16 protein-coding genes are annotated in these 19,832 nt (G+C 41.7%); 1 reads left to right on the forward strand and 15 read right to left on the reverse strand.

All coding sequences use genetic code 11. The features are described from left to right. Nucleotides 1-38: 38 nt before the first annotated feature. The 7 genes from CCS90_RS06820 to CCS90_RS06850 form a co-directional block, all read right to left on the reverse strand. The gene (locus CCS90_RS06820) at nucleotides 39-1,061 is read right to left on the reverse strand and encodes a succinylglutamate desuccinylase/aspartoacylase family protein (RefSeq protein WP_099018808.1); all 1,023 of its coding nucleotides are present in this window, start codon (nucleotides 1,059-1,061) and stop codon (nucleotides 39-41) included. Between the two features lie 148 nt (nucleotides 1,062-1,209). Beyond that, nucleotides 1,210-1,653: a DUF305 domain-containing protein gene (locus tag CCS90_RS06825; RefSeq protein ID WP_099018809.1), complete on the reverse strand. Its 444-nt coding sequence runs from the start codon at nucleotides 1,651-1,653 to the stop codon at nucleotides 1,210-1,212. Nucleotides 1,654-1,662: 9 nt separating this feature from the next. Then, on the reverse strand, nucleotides 1,663-2,400 hold the full coding sequence (locus tag CCS90_RS06830) for a MauE/DoxX family redox-associated membrane protein (RefSeq protein ID WP_099018810.1): 738 nt from the start codon (nucleotides 2,398-2,400) through the stop codon (nucleotides 1,663-1,665). Continuing rightward, nucleotides 2,397-5,564: an efflux RND transporter permease subunit gene (locus CCS90_RS06835; RefSeq protein ID WP_099018811.1), complete on the reverse strand. Its 3,168-nt coding sequence runs from the start codon at nucleotides 5,562-5,564 to the stop codon at nucleotides 2,397-2,399. The genes CCS90_RS06830 and CCS90_RS06835 overlap by 4 nt, the downstream gene beginning before the upstream one ends. Next, on the reverse strand, nucleotides 5,561-7,078 hold the full coding sequence (locus CCS90_RS06840; protein ID WP_099018812.1) for an efflux RND transporter periplasmic adaptor subunit: 1,518 nt from the start codon (nucleotides 7,076-7,078) through the stop codon (nucleotides 5,561-5,563). The genes CCS90_RS06835 and CCS90_RS06840 overlap by 4 nt, the downstream gene beginning before the upstream one ends. Further along, nucleotides 7,071-8,444 (reverse strand): TolC family protein, encoded by a 1,374-nt coding sequence (locus tag CCS90_RS06845; RefSeq protein WP_162846904.1) that lies wholly within the window; start codon nucleotides 8,442-8,444, stop codon nucleotides 7,071-7,073. The genes CCS90_RS06840 and CCS90_RS06845 overlap by 8 nt, the downstream gene beginning before the upstream one ends. 124 nt (nucleotides 8,445-8,568) lie before the next feature. After that, nucleotides 8,569-8,850, reverse strand: a complete 282-nt coding sequence (locus CCS90_RS06850) for a hypothetical protein (protein WP_133566538.1) — start codon at nucleotides 8,848-8,850, stop codon at nucleotides 8,569-8,571. A gap of 199 nt (nucleotides 8,851-9,049) precedes the next feature. Here CCS90_RS06850 and CCS90_RS06855 point away from each other — a divergent pair, with 199 nt between their 5' ends. Next, a complete protein-coding gene (locus CCS90_RS06855; protein ID WP_099018815.1) occupies nucleotides 9,050-9,949 on the forward strand; it encodes an alpha/beta hydrolase in 900 nt (299 codons plus the stop codon). Between the two features lie 39 nt (nucleotides 9,950-9,988). Here the strand turns inward: CCS90_RS06855 and CCS90_RS06860 are convergent, their stop codons facing one another. The 8 genes from CCS90_RS06860 to rpsF all read right to left on the reverse strand — a co-directional run bounded on the left by CCS90_RS06860 (nucleotide 9,989) and on the right by rpsF (nucleotide 19,423). Continuing rightward, nucleotides 9,989-11,146: a cation:proton antiporter domain-containing protein gene (locus tag CCS90_RS06860; protein ID WP_162846905.1), complete on the reverse strand. Its 1,158-nt coding sequence runs from the start codon at nucleotides 11,144-11,146 to the stop codon at nucleotides 9,989-9,991. A 148-nt stretch (nucleotides 11,147-11,294) separates the two neighbouring features. Next, nucleotides 11,295-14,156, reverse strand: coding sequence for a penicillin acylase family protein (locus CCS90_RS06865; protein WP_099018817.1), 2,862 nt, complete (start codon nucleotides 14,154-14,156; stop codon nucleotides 11,295-11,297). A gap of 182 nt (nucleotides 14,157-14,338) precedes the next feature. Next, nucleotides 14,339-15,616 (reverse strand): NTP/NDP exchange transporter, encoded by a 1,278-nt coding sequence (locus CCS90_RS06870; protein WP_099018818.1) that lies wholly within the window; start codon nucleotides 15,614-15,616, stop codon nucleotides 14,339-14,341. After that, nucleotides 15,603-16,676 carry an alanine racemase gene (alr, locus tag CCS90_RS06875; protein WP_099018819.1) on the reverse strand — a complete coding sequence of 358 codons (1,074 nt, stop codon included), beginning with the start codon at nucleotides 16,674-16,676 and terminating at the stop codon, nucleotides 15,603-15,605. Before alr ends, CCS90_RS06870 begins: the two co-directional genes overlap by 14 nt. Nucleotides 16,677-16,678: 2 nt before the next feature. Further along, a complete protein-coding gene (gene dnaB / locus CCS90_RS06880) occupies nucleotides 16,679-18,076 on the reverse strand; it encodes a replicative DNA helicase (RefSeq protein WP_099018820.1) in 1,398 nt (465 codons plus the stop codon). Between the two features lie 148 nt (nucleotides 18,077-18,224). Continuing rightward, complete coding sequence (rplI, locus tag CCS90_RS06885) at nucleotides 18,225-18,683, reverse strand: 50S ribosomal protein L9 (RefSeq protein WP_099018821.1); 459 nt, start codon at nucleotides 18,681-18,683, stop codon at nucleotides 18,225-18,227. A 12-nt stretch (nucleotides 18,684-18,695) separates the two neighbouring features. After that, nucleotides 18,696-18,950: a 30S ribosomal protein S18 gene (gene rpsR / locus CCS90_RS06890; protein ID WP_099018822.1), complete on the reverse strand. Its 255-nt coding sequence runs from the start codon at nucleotides 18,948-18,950 to the stop codon at nucleotides 18,696-18,698. A 5-nt stretch (nucleotides 18,951-18,955) separates the two neighbouring features. Beyond that, nucleotides 18,956-19,423 (reverse strand): 30S ribosomal protein S6, encoded by a 468-nt coding sequence (gene rpsF, locus CCS90_RS06895; RefSeq protein ID WP_099018823.1) that lies wholly within the window; start codon nucleotides 19,421-19,423, stop codon nucleotides 18,956-18,958. Nucleotides 19,424-19,832 lie beyond the last annotated feature (409 nt).

A 19,832-nucleotide genomic window follows, 5' to 3' on the forward strand; every position in this document is an offset into this window, starting at 1 on the left:
AATACCTGAATGGACTCCATTGATTAACTGCAGACAACTCATTCGAAGTTGTCTTGCATATTTTCGATACTGGCTTCTACGTTTTTGGGCTTATTAAAATAAGCGATGTGATAAACCGCCTCACCTTCCTGGACCAAAGGAATGTTTTGTTTACCAATGATAATGCCATCAGACGGACTTAACATCTGTGATGAAACATCACCCAAAGGTTTTTTGATTTCTGCCAGCACTTCATTTTCTGCCACACGATCACCCAATTCTTTTTTGTGAATCACAAATCCACTGTCCGATGCCCGCACCCAACCACTGTTGCGAGCAACAAAAGGCTCGATGACAAATTTTTTGGCTTTGACTTTTGGCAACATGCCTAAATGCCTCAAAACATTGGTGATCCCTTTGACGCCAACTTTGATTGACAACTCATCAAAACGCAGGGCTTGCCCTGCTTCATACAACAACATCGGGATACCATGACCATCTGCGCATTCTCGCAATGAACCGTCTCTGAGGTTTGAGTTAACCATAACCGGAACACCAAAGGCTTTGGCCATTTCATAGGTGACTTCATCGTCCATATTGGCTCTGATTTGCGGTAAATTACTGCGGTGAATGGCGCCTGTGTGTAGATCAATACCGTAATTACATTTACTCACCACTTCTTTCATGAATAAATGGGCGATTCTTCCTGCCAAGGAACCTTTGGCTGAGCCAGGGAAACATCGGTTCAAATCCCTGCGGTCAGGTAAGTAACGACTTTGATTCAACACACCATAACCATTCACAATGGGTACAGCAATCAGAGTTCCTCTCAAAGAATTGATCGACTTGCTTTTAATCAGGCGGCTGATGATTTCAATGCCATTCAACTCATCACCATGAATCGCACCACTGACAAACATCGTAGGGCCAGGTTTTTTGCCTCTTTTGACATAAATGGGTATGTTCATGTCGGTGTCGGTGTAAAGGCGCACTGTGGGCAGTTCAATTTTTTTTGTTTCACCCCTGGCTATGGTGTGCCCACCAATAACTAAATCGTCAGTTGGATTGCTTTTTTTGACCATGTTTAATCTAAATTATCCTTAATGGAAATTGGTTCACCAATTCATTTTATGGTAATGATTATAACGGATAATTTCACAAATACCACGTATTGCTTTCAATGCAGAAAACATTTGGTACTCGGCTTCAAAACCACCTTCCGGTCTAAGATTAATTCTCCAAATCTTCAATCAAAGCTTTCATTTCTTTGATTTCCTTGTTCTGTGCTGCAATGATCTCATTGGCTAATTTTTGTACCCTAGGATCTGAAAAACTCGCCCTAGAACTGGTCAAAATTGCAATTGAATGATGTGGAATCATGGCTTTCATCCAAGCAACATCTTCAATCGTGGCTTGTGATCTGACTAAGTACAAGGCGCCAGAAAAAAAACCAACGCTGAGCAAAATAATGATCGAGTTGATTTTTTTATTGGGGTATTTGTTCAACATAAACAAGAGCATAACCACAGCCATGATTGACCCCATAAGAATCGACATGTAAAACCTGGTTTCACTCCAATAGACATGACCAAACTCATAGTTATTTAAATACATAGCAAGGTACATAATGAAAGTTGATGTAAGTATCATCAACCCAAATTTTTTATAACTCATCATTCCTCCTTAGAAAAAATTAATTAACATATAAACAGCAAGTAAAATCATTATTAAATTTTCAGTCAAGGACACAAAACCTAATGGTACATTGCTGTCACCACCAACACAGGCACACTTCAACGCTCTTTTATCAATATAAACAGCCTTAATGACGGAAACCGCACCTATTGTGCCTATCAGTAATGCCACTGGGGCAAAATACCAAGGGTTTAATCCCGATAACATACCAATGCCTGCATAAGCTTCAGCAAAGGCATAAAAACGAGCATATGGAATGTATTTCATTGCCAATAAATCATAAGTGATGAATTGATTGATAAAACCATTCAAATCACGAAGTTTTTGAATGGCCAATACAGCCATACTCATCCCAAAAAACCAAATCAGCACCGGTTCAAATACCAAGTCTTGGTAGGTATTAATTGTCAATGACAATGCCATTAAAAATGTCACTGCAAAAATGGCAATGATGGGCTTATAGGTGACAACATCTTTATCAGGGTTTTCAAGGCCTAAATAACTGCGCAAATCATCATGTCCACCAATCCGCTCTCCTTCTACAAATACCTGTGGTGTACTTTTAACGCCCTGTTCTTGTTTAAAAACATCTGTTTGTTCCCTTGATTCTAAAATTTGGTCAGCAACTTCAAAACCGTGTTTTTTAAGTAAATATTTGGCCTTTAAACCATATGGACAGATATGTTCTGCCGTTTCCATTCTGTATAGAGTTGCTTTCTTTTTCATATTAAATTCTCCTCATTGTTTATTGAGTTTTTTAAACCGAATTGTTTTTCAATGGATTTATAACGCCACAATAAATAAATCACTGGTAAAACAACCAAAGTCAAAACCAGCGCACTGATCATGCCTCCTACCATGGGAGCAGCTATCCGACTCATCAATTCAGAACCTGTTCCAGTACCGTATAATATGGGCAATAAACCAATGATGATAGAAAGTGAAGTCATCATCACTGGGCGGACCCTTAAACCAGCTCCTGAGGTCACAGCTTCTAAAATGGCTGCCTTTGTGGGTTGCGAGCCATTTTCATTGTATTTTAAAACCAATGCTTGATATGACTGATTGAGGTATACCAACATAATCACCCCAATTTCAACAGCCACACCTGCCAAAGCTATAAAACCAACACCCACTGCAATCGAATAATTAAAGCCTTCCAGATAAATCAACCAAATACTGCCAACCAAGGCAAATGGTAAAGTACCCATGATGATGGCCACTTCTGTAAAATTCCTGAAGTTCATGAACAACAACAACACAATAATGCCCAGTGTCAGTGGCACAACATACATTAATTTTTCTTTGGCTCTGAGCATATATTCATACTGACCAGACCAGGTAATTGAATAACCAGCAGGCAAGTTTAATTGTTCATTGACGATTTTTTGTGCCCGTTCTACATAGGTACCCACATCAGTTCCTTCAATGTCAATTAAGGACCAGCCAGTTAACCGGGCATTTTCACTTTTGATGCCTGGAGGGCCATCTTCAATGAACACATCTGCCACATCACCCAAAGCGATGATTTGTTTGTTTGGAGTCACGATGGGTAGCATTGCTATCTTTTCTGGCGAATTTCGATCCTCTTGTGGGTACCTGACATTAACGGGGTACCTTTCTTGACCTTCAACGGTCTCGGTTACATTCATGCCACCTATGGCGGAAGAGATGACTTGTTGAATGGCTGCCACAGTCAAGTTGTACCGAGCCGCTTGTTCACGTTTGATGTCAATCTTGATGTACCTACCACCGGCTACCCGCTCAGAATACACTGAAGCTGTTCCTGTGACATCCTGTAAGATTTCCTCCAACTGCTTTCCTATGGATTCAATTTCAGTCAATTCAGGGCCTGATATTTTGATGCCCACAGGTGTTTTGATACCTGTGGCCAGCATATCAATTCTGGTTTTGATGGGCATAACCCAAGCATTGGTAACGCCTGGAATATTGACCAAGGCGTTGAGTTCTTGTTTCAAATCTTCGGTGTCTATACCAGCTCGCCATTGATCTTTGGGTTTGAACTGAATAAATGTTTCAATCATGGTCAATGGCGCAGGGTCAGTGGCTGTCTCAGCCCGACCAACTTTGCCAAATACGGTTGCTACTTCAGGAACAGACTTAATCAACTTATCAGTTTGCTGCAACAATTGACGTGCTTTACCAATAGAGATACCTGGATAAGTGGTAGGCATGTACATCAAATCACCTTCATCCAAAGGTGGCATAAACTCGCTGCCAATTTTATTGACTGGCCAGAACCCTACAAACATCACCAACAAGGCCATCAACAAAGTAAGCTTGGGAAATTTCAAGGCAGTTTTCAAAACGGGCATATACATGGCAGTCAATAATTTGTTGACTGGATTTTTGTGTTCGGGCAGCACCTTACCTCGAACAAAGTAGCCCATCAATACTGGAACCAACGTCACTGCCAATGCAGCTGATGCAGCCATTGCATATGTTTTGGTGAAGGCCAGTGGTGAAAACATGCGACCCTCTTGGGCCTCTAAGGTAAACACCGGAATAAAACTGACTGTAATGATCAACAGACTAAAGAACAAGGCTGGGCCCACTTCTGAAGCGGATTTGATGACAATTTGCCATCGGTTGGTATCGTTGACCTCCGTCTTTTCCATGTGCTTATGCATGTTTTCGATCATCACAATGGCCCCATCTATCATGGCCCCAATGGCTATTGCTATCCCTCCCAACGACATGATATTGGCATTCAGACCTTGCATGTGCATGATAATAAAAGCCGTTAAAATGCCTATAGGTAATGAAAAGATGGCCACCAATGAAGACCTGAGGTGAAATAAGAAAATAAAACAAACCAAACCCACCACTGCAAATTCTTGTAACAGTTTGTACCATAAATTCTCAACGGCTCGTTCAATCAAGGCACTTCTGTCATAAACTGTGATGATTTCTACCCCCTCAGGCAAGCCTTTTTTCAATGAATCTAGTTTTTCCTTTACCCCATCAATCGTGGCTTGGGCATTCTCTCCAAAACGCATGCTAACAATACCACCCACCACTTCACCCTCACCATTGAGTTCTGCTATACCTCTTCTCATTTGTGGGCCTAATTCTATTTGAGCCACGTCTTTTAACAACAATGGGCTGCCATTGTCATTCACTCCCAAGGGCACTTGTTCAAGGTCCTTGATTTCATCAATGTATCCAGTGGCCCTGACCATATACTCGGCTTCTGCCATTTCTACCACAGAGGCTCCGACTTCTTGATTGCTTTGTTTGATGGACATCAATAGGTGTGACAATGGAATGTTGAAAGCCTGTAGCTTTTGTGGATCCACTTTAACTTGATATTGTTTAACCATACCACCGATGGCTGCCACCTCTGAAACCCCTGGCACCGTTTGCAACTCAAACTTTAAAAACCAATCTTGGATACTGCGAAGCTGACTTAAATCATGCTGGCCGGTCCGATCAATCAATGAATAAATGTAGACCCAACCAACACCCGTTGCATCCGGTCCCAGTTGTGGCTTGGCATTTTCAGGTAATGAAGGTGCCACTTGACTCAAATACTCTAAGACGCGACTGCGTGCCCAATAAAGATCTGTATCCTCATCAAAAATCACATAGACAAATGAATCACCAAAAAACGAATAACCACGGACGGTCAATGCCCCAGGCACAGAAAGCATGGCCGTGGTTAAAGGGTACGTCACTTGATCTTGCACCACTTGCGGTGCTTGTCCCGGATAATTGGTTTTAATAATGACTTGGACATCTGACAAATCAGGAATCGCGTCCACTGGTGTATTTTTAACAGCAAACAGCCCCATACCCAATAACACGAATGTGGCCAATACCACAAAAAATCGATTGTTTACTGACCAACTAATGACTGAACCTATCATTGCTGAAACTCCTGATCAGACGCGTCCTTACTCATCTCAGAACTATTCACATTAGAATGATTCATTTTCGAATGGTCCATCTTCGAATGATCCATTTTCGAATAGTCAATTTCAGGTTCACTTTTCTTGGAATGGTCCATTTGTGAATGGTCCATCTTTGAATGATCTGTTTCGGGCTCGTTTATCGTGGATTGGTTCTTTTGCGAATGATCCATTTTGGAATGATCCATTTTGGAATGGTCCATTTTGGAATGGTCCATTTTGGAATGGTCCATCTTGGAATGGTCCATGGCAGGCTCACTCATTCTTTTAAAATCTGATGATTTACTGGATTCTGAATCTAAAAGAAATTGAGCAGAAATCACAACTTGATCATCAACAGCAATCCCATCAATAATTTCAATATAATCATCGTATGCGCTGCCTATTGTGACTTTAACTGATTTGAATTGACCAGAACCTAATGCCAATACAAGTCGGTCTGCTTGTCCTGTTCTGATGACAGCCTCTGCTGGCACAACCAGGACGTCATGATCGCCAATAGTATGGATGTTGACTTGAGCAAACATATTGGGGCGCAGAACTTGATCAACATTTTCAAATTTCAGTCTGATTTTAAGTGTTCGGGTCATTGGATCCATCGACGGATATATAAAGTCCACTTGTCCATGCCAAATTCTGCCCGGTAAGTATTCAAGTGTCATATCTACTGATTGAGTTAACTGGATCATGGTTGCTTGTTTTTCTAACACATCCACTTCAACCCATATATTTTCCAACTGAGCCACTGACATCAAAGTCATGCCTGGTTTGACGTAAAAACCAGCCCTGATTGGCAAATCTGTCACCACACCTTGGTGTTGCGAATAGAAAGTTACTTTTTGCTTAGTAACTCGACTCTGTTTTAATTGTTTTATTTGCTCGCTGGTGAACTGTAAGGATTTCAAGCGATCCTCTGCCGCTTGTATCAGACGGTCATTGCCTCTTTTTAAAGCCAATATAAATTCTTCTTGGGCATTAACCAACTCAGGAGAATACATTTCATATAAAGCTTGGTCTTTTTCAACTGTCTGCCCTGAGGACTTGATGTATAAAGTTTCAATCCACCCTTCTACTCGCGGATGAATATGAAACATCTGTTCTTCATTGTATTTAACCAAGCCCATAGCTGTGATGTTTGAACCAACTGACCTTATTTCAGCCCGTGCAGTTCTTACCCCCAGGTTATTAACCACATTGGGAGAAATTTTTATCGCACCTGGATTGTCCTCTGCTGAGTTGCTGTCTCCATAATAAGGAATCAAATCCATGCCCATGGGCGATTGACCAGGTTCATCTCTGCGATAATTTGGATCCATCGGAGCAACCCAATACAAGGGGACTTTTTCATTCTTCGTTGAAGCGCTGGCATTGTTTTTCTGGTCAACAGATGAAAAATAAAAATAACTCATGGCTACACCTATAACCAGTCCAGCAAACAGGCCAATGATGATTTGATTACGACTGTTATTCATGATTTAACTCCAGGTTGATAGCGGCTTTTGAAACTGTCTGTTTCCTGCCTTCCAATAAATAATTCAATTTTAGTTTCGTTTTCACCATGTTGACGGTGATATCAAGGGTATCAATTTGTGCATTCAACTCAGCTATTTTCGCTCTAACCACTTCAGCAAAATCACCTTGATCATTGGTATAGGCATTGATAACAGCCTCAGTTTGTTGGCTCATTTGTGGCAATATGCTTTCAACATATAATTTTTTTCTTTCCATTAACTTCAGTAATTGTGATTTCTCGGCAATGAACGCCGACATCATTTGTCGCAACAACTGGGTCTTCTGTGTTTCTTTTTCAGCCACAGAAGAAACGGCTGCTTTTACGGTTTGGTCTTGCCTGTTTTTAGTAAACAAGGGCAAATCGAAAGTAACTCCCACTGAAAATAAATCAGCTCGACTCATATGATTTTCCGCATCACCGCGATAACCATAGCTGGCATTGATTCCCCATTTTGGTTTGTATTGTTGCTGGGCCAATTCAACGCCTTTTTCCTCAGCTGCGATTTGTACATCTACCGCTTGTATGGCTGGATGTAACAATAAATATGACATCAAAGTTTTTGAACTGTCCTCTTGTTGGCTAAAAACAAGAGATTCATCAAGTAAAGAAATTACAGGTAATTGTGTACTGACATCAAAAGATGGATTATGAACAGGTGAGAGCATGTCATAATCTGCGCTGATGAATTCGTTTAACTGAGCGCTCTTAAGTGCTCTTACTTGATTTAATTGCGTTAACCGATCTGTTAAACGTGTTAATTCCAATTGTGCTCTGATGAGGTCATGCTGCCTTCTTTGACCCAAGCCTGAACCGTAGCCGACTTCCACCAAATCCACCAACTGTTCAAACAAGGGACGTTCTTGTTCAATCAATCGAATGCTTTCCTGAACTTTATAGGTATCGAGCCACAACTGCCCTACCTCTGAAGCCATCATCGACAATCGAGTGCTTCTTAGAAAAGGTTGTTCGTTGGCCAACAAACTCATCTGTGCCGTCTTTAAAGAACGGGTTTTTCCTCGAGACATCATTTGAGTGACACCCACTTTCAATTGGGTCATTGGCTCTTGATTGAAGGAGAAAGTGTCTGAGGCGATATTCGCCACACCCAAAGACACCACAGGATCCGGCAACTGGCCTGCAGCAACTGACATGGCATCTAATTTATTTTGTTTATATTCACTGCCTGTTAACCATGGGTCATTGGCTTGCGCCAACTTTATGGCATCATACAATGACAATTCAGTCACTAACTCTTCACCAATGACCACTGAAAACGGTGTACACATTGCTATTGTAAGCAACCAACTTTTAATTTTATTCTTCATACCAACCCTTTTGGGTAATGACCAATACAATAATCTTGCATTAACCATGATTCTGATTCAGAGGTATTTAGGCCTCTGCCAACATTAAAAAATAACGTCAAATTTCAGACGCAATTATCCTGTGTTAGCAGATAATGGGGGGGCGAAATAAAGCTGAGGTGGCTTGATAGTAGATGATTTTATGCTCATTGGAAAATGAGGCATGGTGATTCAGGTTGAACACTGAGTTCATGCTGTTATTAATCATTGGACTTGAACCCGAACAGGTATTCTGAGCACATTGGCAGTCCGTATCACAACAGTCATTTTGCATGTCTGGTTTCATGTCCATGGTAGACATGTCATGACCAGCATGTAGGTCATTTGCGATTAATGATTGACTGGAAGGCATATCATGATCAGCCATTTCCATTTTGCATGCAACAGCAGCTGACAGTGATTGACTCATTATCAGTAATAAAATCAACGCAAAGGATGTGCGTTGAAATCGTTTATTTTTGTTGGCATGCTTTAACATCACCTACTATGATACCTAGTCAAATCAAAAGTTCAATATTTAAGGTGAATTTAATTGGCATCAACAATGAAAACGATTTTCATAAATCATGATTAATTTATCATCGGTGACCATGCGTCGAATGGTTCGAACCACCTCCAAGTGGTTCTTAAATGGTCGTTGTCCTTTGTGGTTACAACGCAAAGGTTTAAACCTATTAGGCGGCTATGCTTTCCTACCCAAACCCATCAAAATTGAAAAATCCATGATAGCAGCCCGACCTGTTTGGTGGTTCAACCTCGATAACCGCAGATCTGAACAAGTTATATTGTATTTTCATGGTGGTGGGTATGGCATTGGATCGCCTAGATCGCACCGGGACTTGTGTGCTTATTTGGCACTATATGCCAATACGTCTGTGGCCTCAATTGCATATAGATTGGCTCCAGAACACCCTTATCCTGCTGCCATAGATGATGGCATGGCCGCTTATAAAGCACTGATGGACTCAGGGTTTTCGCCCGATAAAATCACCTTAGCTGGTGATTCAGCCGGAGGTGGCTTGGCATTAACATTGGCCCTCAAAATAAAGGCTCAAAATTTGCCCCAACCGGCTTGTTTGTTTTTGATTTCGCCATGGATCAACAAATCAAGGGAAGCGGTCAGCCATGTGACCCAATTTGAGGTGGATCCAGTCATCAATGAATCATGGAGTTTACAAATGGCAGGCAATTATTTACAAAACTCAGCCCAAATCACCGCTGAGGCCTGTTTGGTCGATAAAGACTTAAGTGGCATCGCGCCCATGCTCATACATGTGGGTACAGATGAAGTATTATTGGATGACAGTTTGCTGCTGAAACAAAAGGCAATCAAGGCAGGAGTTCACGTAACCTTAATCACTTTCAAAGAATTGTGGCATGTTTTCCACTTTTCAGCCAGTTTATTTAAACCCGCCAGAATGGCATTAAAACAAGCGGGTGAATACATCCATTCAATGATGAATTAACTGTACAGCAAACCAGTAAAACCAGCCCTGTCCGTCAAACTAATGCTTGGACTGTTCCATCAACCACTTTTTGGCAAAACCGATTAACAGCGGCGAAATTAACAGCGTTAACACAATAACTGCAATGATTAACTGATAGCCATAATCGGTTAAGGCGTGAATTTGAAATCCAATGGCTGCCAGAACGAAACTGAATTCACCGACAGGAGCCAATACCGAACCTGCATACAAACTTTGTTTCCAACTGCGATTAGCCGCCATAATTATGCCAGCATTGATCAACAAATTACTGAACAAAACCAATAAAGCTACCAACAAAACCACATACAAATTTTGCTGAATGAAATCGATGTTTACCATCAAACCCAAAGACATGAAAAACAATGCCACAAACACCACCCTAAAAGGTTCTAAGCTGCTGTGAACCCATCGAGTCTCTTTGGCCCTACCTATCAGCATACCGCCTAAAAAAGCACCCAAGGCCGTAGATAAATTGAAATAAGAAGAAAGCAAGGCGAAACCAAAACAACTCAACAATGCCGCAAAAACTTGTAAGTCATGATCTGTTTTTAAATATTTAGCCCATGGCAGGTGCAATGATTTTTTCGCAATAATAAAGGCAGCAAATCCAACCATAACGATGGCGCCGATGATTTGACCAATGATTTGGGAAGTGCTACTGGGTTCAGTTGAAAAAAATCCAAGGGTAATGATCATTAAGACCACGAATAAATCTTGGGTCAACAAAATACCCAAAACAGTTTGCCCTGTTTGGGTTTCGATTTCCTTACTTTGTTGAAACAAGTTCAATACCACCGCAGTGCTACTCAAACTGATGATAAAACCCACCAACAAAATGCGTGAAAAACTCCATTGGTAATAATAACCCACTGCCGCAATCAGAATGACACTTAAGATGATTTGGGCCAAAGTGCCCAATATTGAAACTTTCCATGAAGCCATCAGCTTTTCTGGCACCACTTCCATCCCAATGAAAAACAACAGCATCACCACCCCAAACTCGCCCATTCGTGTGATCAATACTTGGTCAGTTACCCAACCCAATACATGGGGTCCAAGTAATATACCTGCCAGGATATAAGCCACAATGGTTGGTTGTTTCAGCAGTTTCATCAACAAACCCAAACTCAATGTAATCAAAGCGAACATCACCACCATTGGCAGTGCTGGGTCCATATGCATATTAATTAATACCCCATAATGAAATTTGATAACTGGTGAATTAGACAGCCAATCACCGCTAAAGTTGTTGCTCAATTTAAAATTAAAAAAGGCCCCAAACTATGCTTGAGGCCGTTTAATTCTAAGTTACTCCCAATTCAAATCAAGGTTCGAAATAATAAACCTCATGAGCAATGGCTTCAACTGTACCTAAATCGGTGATCAAAGGTAAATAACCATTAACCAACCACAGCACCAATTGGTTGACATAATTTGCACCTGTGGTAATGACACCACTTTGTCCACCAGGGATGATTTGTTCAGCCAGAATCCCCATAGATGTCACTTCTGCAACAAACCTTCTGGCTGGTCCAGAACCAAACATGAACTCATTGCTGCTGTCAGCTCGCGTACTGTGTGATGAGGCATCCAAAACTTGGTAACCTCCTGAGCGCGCCACACCGGCTAAACCATCAACGGTTGAAAACCCAAATGACCCATTGGGTATGGTCAATGATGCTCCCAATGGATGTGAGAACTCAATTCTGTGCAACTTACCCCATCGATAATCATCCAGGTTGCTGGAGTTGTTAAAGGCCGCTGCAAAATCATCACCTGCCATCATATCCAATGCTTGCTTCAACGAGGCCAAAATCACATAGTCTCTGGCGTCATTTCTTGTTGGTGCTTGAGGGTTGGTAAAGAAATTAATACCAGAAGCACCATAACCTTGGTTGGTTTCAAAGGAGTCTAAAAAGTGAGCCAAGGCATTCAGTGAAAATTTACTGCCTGGACGGTTGGCTGTCATCACATCAGAACCAATGGCAGCATCAATTCCAGCCAATGTCACATCGACGGTATTCTGGATGGCCATTGAACGCCAAACATTATAAATACTGGCTGCCACTGAGTGTGTCACCTCATCATCAGTGGGGGCTGACAATGCAAATGGATTTTCGAAGGGATCGTAACCTTCCGCTAAACCCGTCGGAGTACTGAAATCCCATGCAGCAAAATAACCCGCTGCTTCGACCACCCTTGGGTCAGCTAAAAATTGAGCAATCCCTGGCCAAGCACCTGATGCCGATGCTCGACTGACTGCATTCATGATGTGTGGCATCATCAATTCAGCATCCATCAATTGATGATTGGCTTGATAAGCCTTCATGTCTGTGCTGGTAAATAAATTGCCTTTATCCATGTGGTCTTGAATCAGTCGATCAATGCGGCCCATTCTGTAAGAAGAATAACCACCTTGAGAAATATAATACAAACCGCCACCTGGCCGAACTTGATTCAGCACATTGTTATCCAATGAAACACCGATAGGGTCATTGTTGGCGTTGGCCACATATCCACTGCTGGGATTAACACTGAAAGGCATTTCATCAAAGGGTATCACTGCATAATTAATTGCTTGATTCAAATCTGGGTTGGTCAGTGCCATCCACTCATTCATGTGCTCGCCGGTCCCATCACGAATAAACATGGGCGGTGTACCATCAGGCTGCATCAGGGTTTGTAAATCTTCACGAATCGGCACTTCTGCGCCAGTAAAATAAGCGATGTTTCCGTCGACATCAACCACACCAAAGTTTTGTGAGCCCACATCAAATTTGGTCAACGCCGTTTTGAATTCATCCATGTTTGAAGCCCGCGCCATATCAAAAAAGGATTCAATTTCTTTGGTTGGTCCAAACATGGTGTACTGCACAGAAACCGCTTGTGCATTGGCTGTGTCAACACTGAGGATTGGACCATAATTCCTTCTCGGTACCAAATAAGTCAAACCGCCTTGGGTATAACCCACTTCTTGACGCGCCGTGTTGTTCATCACCCCATCACCAATGACATTGGCATTGTACGTTTGAAAAACCCAAACAATCGGTTCATCTACGCCTTGATAGACCGTGTGAGTTGGGATTCCAAAGGTATTGGTTTTGATTGATTCAAAATAAAAATCCATTTCATCAACAGGATGAACGGTACTGCCCCAACACAAACTTACATTACACCCTTGTGCCATCACAGGAGCGCCTGGAAAGCCCACACCTGCCACATTCAAACCCGTATCTGCAGCCATGTGTGCTGAATAAAAAGTTGATGGGTAATCTAAACTTAAGTGTGGGTCGTTGGCAATCAATGGAAAACCATTTTCTGACTTATCACCAGCAATGACCCAAACATTAGAGCCTTTGTCGGCATTGCCATCGTTTTTCATGGTTTTCATCACTGCTGAATTAGACCAATTGCCTTTTATTTCATGCAACATGTTTAACTCTGAATCAGACAAATCGAGCGCAAAATCACCAATCGACTGCTTCAATGATTGTTGGTTTTTTCCTTGTCCACCAATTGAAGCCAAGAAGTTTGGCACACTGACACGCCCATCTGGCGGTGCAGCCCGATATAAATCCTCTATAAACAATGCCGTCCCATCAAAACCAGCAGCGGATCCCACCTGTTGGAAGGTATTGATGGCGATGGTATCATCAATTTCATTCAAGTCATTTGACAACTGAAAAGCCAATACTTTGGCAATCGCCACCGAATGAATCGGTAACCAGCGATCAATTTGGGTGATTTCTAGCCCTGAATATTCGATGGGTAATGGATTGCTGTCCAACCAAGCATTGACACCATCAGCATAGGCTTTGAGCATGCCTTGGGTTTTGGCTGTCATCACTGGCAATGAGACTCTGGCAGCGCGTTCAAAGCCTATGGTTCTGAATTGAATGTCATTGGACAAGGCAGCTGTACCGACCAACTCAGCCAACTTACCTTGGGCAATTTTCCGGGTATAGTCCATTTGAAACAAACGGTCTTTGGCGTGTAAATATCCCATCACAAAAGAAGCGTCTTCTTCTGTCGCCGCTGAAATGCTTGGAATTTGAGTGTCATTATAATATACCTGAGCGGGTGCGCTGAGACGATCATTGGTCATGATGGTTTCATCTGCAGCCGCTTGAACAGTCATGGCCATAAAGATACAAGAGGTCAGCCTCTTGAGTGATTTGTATTTCATTCATTGTCTCCGAATTGTAAACATGTCCCCGGTGGGAAAATGAGTGGTTTTACTGTGAAATGTGATTAGACAGTTTTAATTATATGTATAAATCAAATCGTGATTTACATCACTTTGTCTATCAATTTTTATACTACAAACGGAGGAGAATTAACAGTGTTTTAACTTGAAATTTAACCAAACTAAGTTACCGATGCATACTTTTCAAATTCTTTGGCAGCCAATTTTCCAACTGTAATCGCATTCCACAACCAAATAACGCAAAGACAAGCCCCAATGATGGCCAAAATTCTCAGGTCCTTGGAAAAAGTAACCACTGTTTTTACAAATACCAACTGCGCAAAAACATCACCACCACGATAAACCACGGTATCTAAAAAGTTTTTGAATTTGTATTTAATGTTATCTGGCAATCCGGTGAACAACCAATCGGCTGGTGGTTTCATGATGCCATAGGCACCACTTCGTTGCAGCGTAATTGCGCCCAAAACCACATACAAGACTGGCATAAATCCAAACAGTAACAAAGCCAAAATCATCATGGTTGGATAAATACCCAGGATCTGATGTACTTTAAATTTTTGCAATAAAAATGGCGTCAGAATCAGTTGGAAAAACAAAGTGAGGAAATTGGTCGCCGTGTTGATGTTGGCAAATACAAAGGTTCGCTGATCTCTTTCCGGGTAGAATTGACTGACATATTGCCCCTGTAAGTAATAGAAAATTGACCCAATAATGACTGAAATCACTGTCATAATGGCAATTTGCTGTAAAAACTTTGAGCCAAGCATTAACTTCATGCCTTCTACTGGACTACCGCCCAAAGGCGCTTCCTTGTTAACCTCAGATTCAATTGCAAACTTCCTTACTTTGAAGACGGCAAAGATACACAAAATCAAAAAGAACAATGAAATCAAGAGTAAATTAATGGTGCCTGTCAGATAAACCAATTGACTGGTGATTAAGCCGCCCATAATGCCGCCCGTACTGCCTCCTGCTGCGATTACCCCGAACAACCTCTTGCCCTGCTCCTTGTTATATACATCTGCCATAAAGCTCCAAAATATAGAAACAATAAACAGGTTATAAACACTGACAAACACAAAAAACACCCTGGCCAAAACCACGCTTTCTTTACCAATTAAATTAAAAGCCAGCCAAAGCAGGAAAATGAGCACACCAAAAAATCCATACACCAATGGAATGAATTGTTTTCTTGAGTATCGAGAAACAATGCGACCATAGACGGGTTGTAACAACAGCATCACAATGAATGTCGACAAAAACAACCAACCATAATTTTCAGGACCAGCCGTCACACCCATCTCTTCTCGAATCGGCCGAAGGATGAAATAGCCAGTTAATAAAAACACAAAATAAAGAAAGGACCAAATCAAAACGGGCCATTCTTTTGGCTCAACTTGTTTCTTAAAATAACTAGCTAAGTTATTGAATATCATTAAATTTAACTCTTTTGGTTATACCGCAAGTTAGGGTGTATGGAATCAAACCAAGTTCATCAGCCACGGCTTCTATCGGCCAATTTTCGCCCCATGCTTCTACATCAAAGCCAGTCAAAACATGTGATAAATCAGTCAAATCAATCGCCATCATGTCCATAGAAACACGGCCAATGATTTTGGCTTTGTGGCCTTGAACCATAACATGACTTTGTTTTTCCGTCCAAGGGTAGCCATCTGCATAACCCATCCCGACTATACCAATGCGCATGGGATGCTTGGCTTGGAAAGTGCCACCGTAACCCACCAGGTCTCCTTTTTGAATGTCTTTGGTGGCTATGATTTTCGCTGTCATTCGCATCACCGGCTTTAACTTAAATGAGGCAGCCCAGCGATCAGATAACGGTGAAATACCAAATAAACCAATTCCCACCCTCACCCACTCATTGGGCTTTGACAATTGATTCAAAACGGCAGCGGTGTTGCTGAAAGAACATTCATAACCCAATGTTTTGACCCAGTCGTTCAATGTTTGCTGCTGCTGCGTTTGTTTGGCTGTCACGTCATCTGAACTGGCATAATGAGTCATTACCCTGAGTTGATTAACCAATGGCAGATCGTGAATCAATTTCAAATGCGCTTCAGCCTCTGTAGGATTGAACCCCAAACGATTCATGCCCGTATCAATTTTCAACCAAACATCAATCCGCTGTTTACTTTGCGCCTCTTTTAACAATTCTATTTGATATTTTTGATGCACCACGACATCGAAATTGTGGTTCAAGGCCGTGGTTAATTCTTCAGCATTGAAAACCCCTTCCAATAAAATGATGGCTTTATCAGGGTTGATGGCTCGTAATTCGATGGCTTCTTCAATGGTCGCCACCGCAAAAGCATCCGCCGCTTTTAAATGAGGAACAACGGTTGCCAATCCATGACCATAAGCATCGGCTTTAACCACAGCAATGATTTTGCCAGGATGTAAGGACTTGAATTGATTTAAATTGTGACTGATATGAGCGGTGTTGATTTCAGCCTGGGTTCCACGTTCACGCTGCATAATCAATGAATCTCGTTGCCACGCTCATCAAAAAGAATGTCATTTTCATAGTTATCAAAACGGGTGAACTGGCCTCTGAAGGTTAAATTGACCGTGCCAATTGAACCATTCCGATGTTTGCCAATGATGATTTCAGCTTTGCCTTTGTCTTGCGAGTCGGTGTTATACACCTCATCCCGATAAATAAAGATGATTAAATCAGCATCTTGCTCGATCGCTCCCGATTCCCTGAGGTCTGACATCACTGGTCTTTTGTTGGGGCGTTGTTCCAAAGAACGATTCAGCTGTGAAAGTGCAATCACCGGCACATCCAATTCTTTGGCCATGGCTTTGAGGTTCCTGGAAATTTCAGAAATTTCATTGGCCCTGTTTTCAACTTTTCCTTTCACCTGCATCAATTGCAAGTAATCAATCACAATCAAATCCAACCCTTCGCGGTTTTTCAGCCGACGACAGCGCGACATGATTTCATTGGGGCTTAAGGCGGGTTGGTCATCAATAAACAATTTTGACTGACTTAACAAGGCACTGCTTTGCCCTAACTTGGGCCAGTCTGTATCCGTCAATTTACCCCTTTTCAAGTCACCTTGGTTGATTTGTGACAAAGAAGAAAACATCCTCATCACCAATTGATGCGCAGCCATCTCCATACTGAATATGGCTACTGTTGAGCCCTTGACTGCTGCACGCTCAGCGATATTCATCGCAAAAGAAGTTTTACCCATGGCTGGCCTGCCTGCCACAATCACCAAATCTGAGCGTTGTAAGCCGGCAGTCTTTTTATCCAAGTCTATCCAACCGTAAGGCAGTCCGGTGATGTCACTTTCATTTTCTACCAACTCTTCTATGTTTTCTATCGCTTCCTTCAACACGGTTTTGATGTCATGAAAGCCAGACTGTGATTTAAGGGTTTGTTCTCTGATTTGAAACACCAGTTTTTCAGCTTCTTCAATCAAATCATCGGCTGTTTGGGTTTCTGGATTGAATGCTTTTTCAGCCAATTCATTGCCAATTTGAATCAATTGCCGCAACACCGATTTTTCTCTGACGATGCCTGCATAGGCTTCAACGTTTGATGCACCCGGTGTATTGGCTGCCAAATCAGCCAAATACTCTAAACCACCGGATTGTTGGGTTAATCCATGGGCTTCCAGCCAATCACTGACAGTGACCACGTCACAAGCCAATTGATTTTCATGTAAATGAGCAATGGCCCTGAATATATTTTTGTGGTTTTTTTGGTAAAAATCTTCTTCTGCAATCTTACCGGCAATTTTGTCCCAAGCACTGGCAACCAATAACAAGCCCCCAATCACCGCTTTTTCAGCTTCTATGGCATGTGGCGGAACCTTGAGGTTACTGAAGTCATCTTTGTCACTGAACTGAGGCATTTCATTCATACATTATTTCTTAGTTTGGTTTTTCGGGTGCCGTATACTTTGGAATTTCGAACGATAGATTATAGTCTTGTTTGACACCCAGTTTTTAAAATTTTTCCAAAAAAAAGCCGGTCATAAATAACCGGCTTTTCAATTCTGCTGTAATGACTTAAGCTTCTTCAGCCTCAGCAACAACAGTCAATGTCAAATCAGCTTCTACATCAGCGTGGAATTTCAATTTAACTGGGAATTCACCCACTTCTTTGAAAGCACCTTCTGATTGAACCACTTCACTGGTATCAACTGGGTAACCACTTTCTGTTAATTTGTCAGCAATCTCACGAGGACCAACAGAACCGTACAAATGTCCTTCTGGACTTGCATTGGCAGAAATGGTTATGTTCAAACCATTGATTGACTCTGCTCGTGCTTCAGCAGCAGCAACAGACTCTTTGGCTTTAGCCATCAACTCAGATTTTTGTGATTCAAACGCTTTGATGTTCTCTTCAGTGGCTCTAGAAGCCTTTTGCTGAGGAATCAAATAGTTTCGAGCAAAGCCGTTTTTAACATTAACGATTTCGCCTAAGTCACCTAAGTTTTGTACTTTGTCTAATAATATAACTTGCATGATGATCTCCTGTTATTTGCCGTGTTGGTCACAGTAAGGAACTAAAGCCAAGTAACGAGCACGTTTAACCGCTGTTGACAATTGTCTTTGGTATTTTGCTTTTGTTCCAGTGATACGACTAGGAATGATTTTGCCTGTTTCAGTTAAAAACTGCTTTAGCATGTCTAAATCTTTGTAATCAACTTCTACGATACCAGCAGCTGTAAATTTACAGTTGCGGCTGATGATTCTTTGCGCTGGGCGTCTTCTTCTTTGTGGTTTTGCCATGGTATTTACTCCTCTGTTGCTGTTTCAGCAGCTGTTTCTTCTTTGACAGTTTCTTCAGCAGAGCTTTCGACTTTAGCGGCTTCTTCTTTGGCCGCAGTTTCTTTCTCTTCAACTGCTTTCACTTGTTCTTCAGTCACTTTTTTGGCTTTTTCATCTTCGTCTTTCTTCAAAGGTGAAGCGGCAGTGTCAGCTGCTTTTCTGGCCAATACCATGTGTCTTAAGATCGCATCATTGAAACGAAAGGCATCAACCATCTCGTCCAAGGCTTCTTGACCACATTCAATGTTTAACAAGTAATAATGGGCTTTGTGTAAACGTTCAATTGAATAAGCCAATTGACGACGGCCCCAATCTTCAGAACGGTGAACCACGCCACCACTTTTAGTTACCATGCCACTGTATCTTTCGATCATGGCAGGTAATTGTTCGCTTTGGTCCGGATGAACCAACATGACAATTTCATAATGTCTCATGAAAAACTCCTTACGGTTTAAAAAAATGCCACCTGTCACTTTCAAGGTCAACCCCAAAAGCCCAGTGCAGCAAGGAAAAGTTCGCGGATTTTAACGGTTTGACAAGCTGATTGCAATGGTAAAATGAAAAGAATACATCATCACCTTGGTACAGTGAATGCAGGTTGTAATCATTGACATGCTGCAAATCATGTCGCTACAAGCCATGCTCATTATTGAATCATTCCATGGAGCACTCATCAGATACTTGCAATGTCACTGCCAAGCTGCAACAGCATACGTTTAAGTTCAACCTGTCACCTCATTATAAATGTAACAAATCAATCATTCATTTATCACCTGTATTTATTATTGCAATATATTTTACATTTTGATATAACAATATCGCCCTACCTCTGGTGGGAAGCTG

Source organism: Marinicella litoralis, assembly GCF_002591915.1.
GTDB classification, from domain to species: domain Bacteria; phylum Pseudomonadota; class Gammaproteobacteria; order Xanthomonadales; family Marinicellaceae; genus Marinicella; species Marinicella litoralis.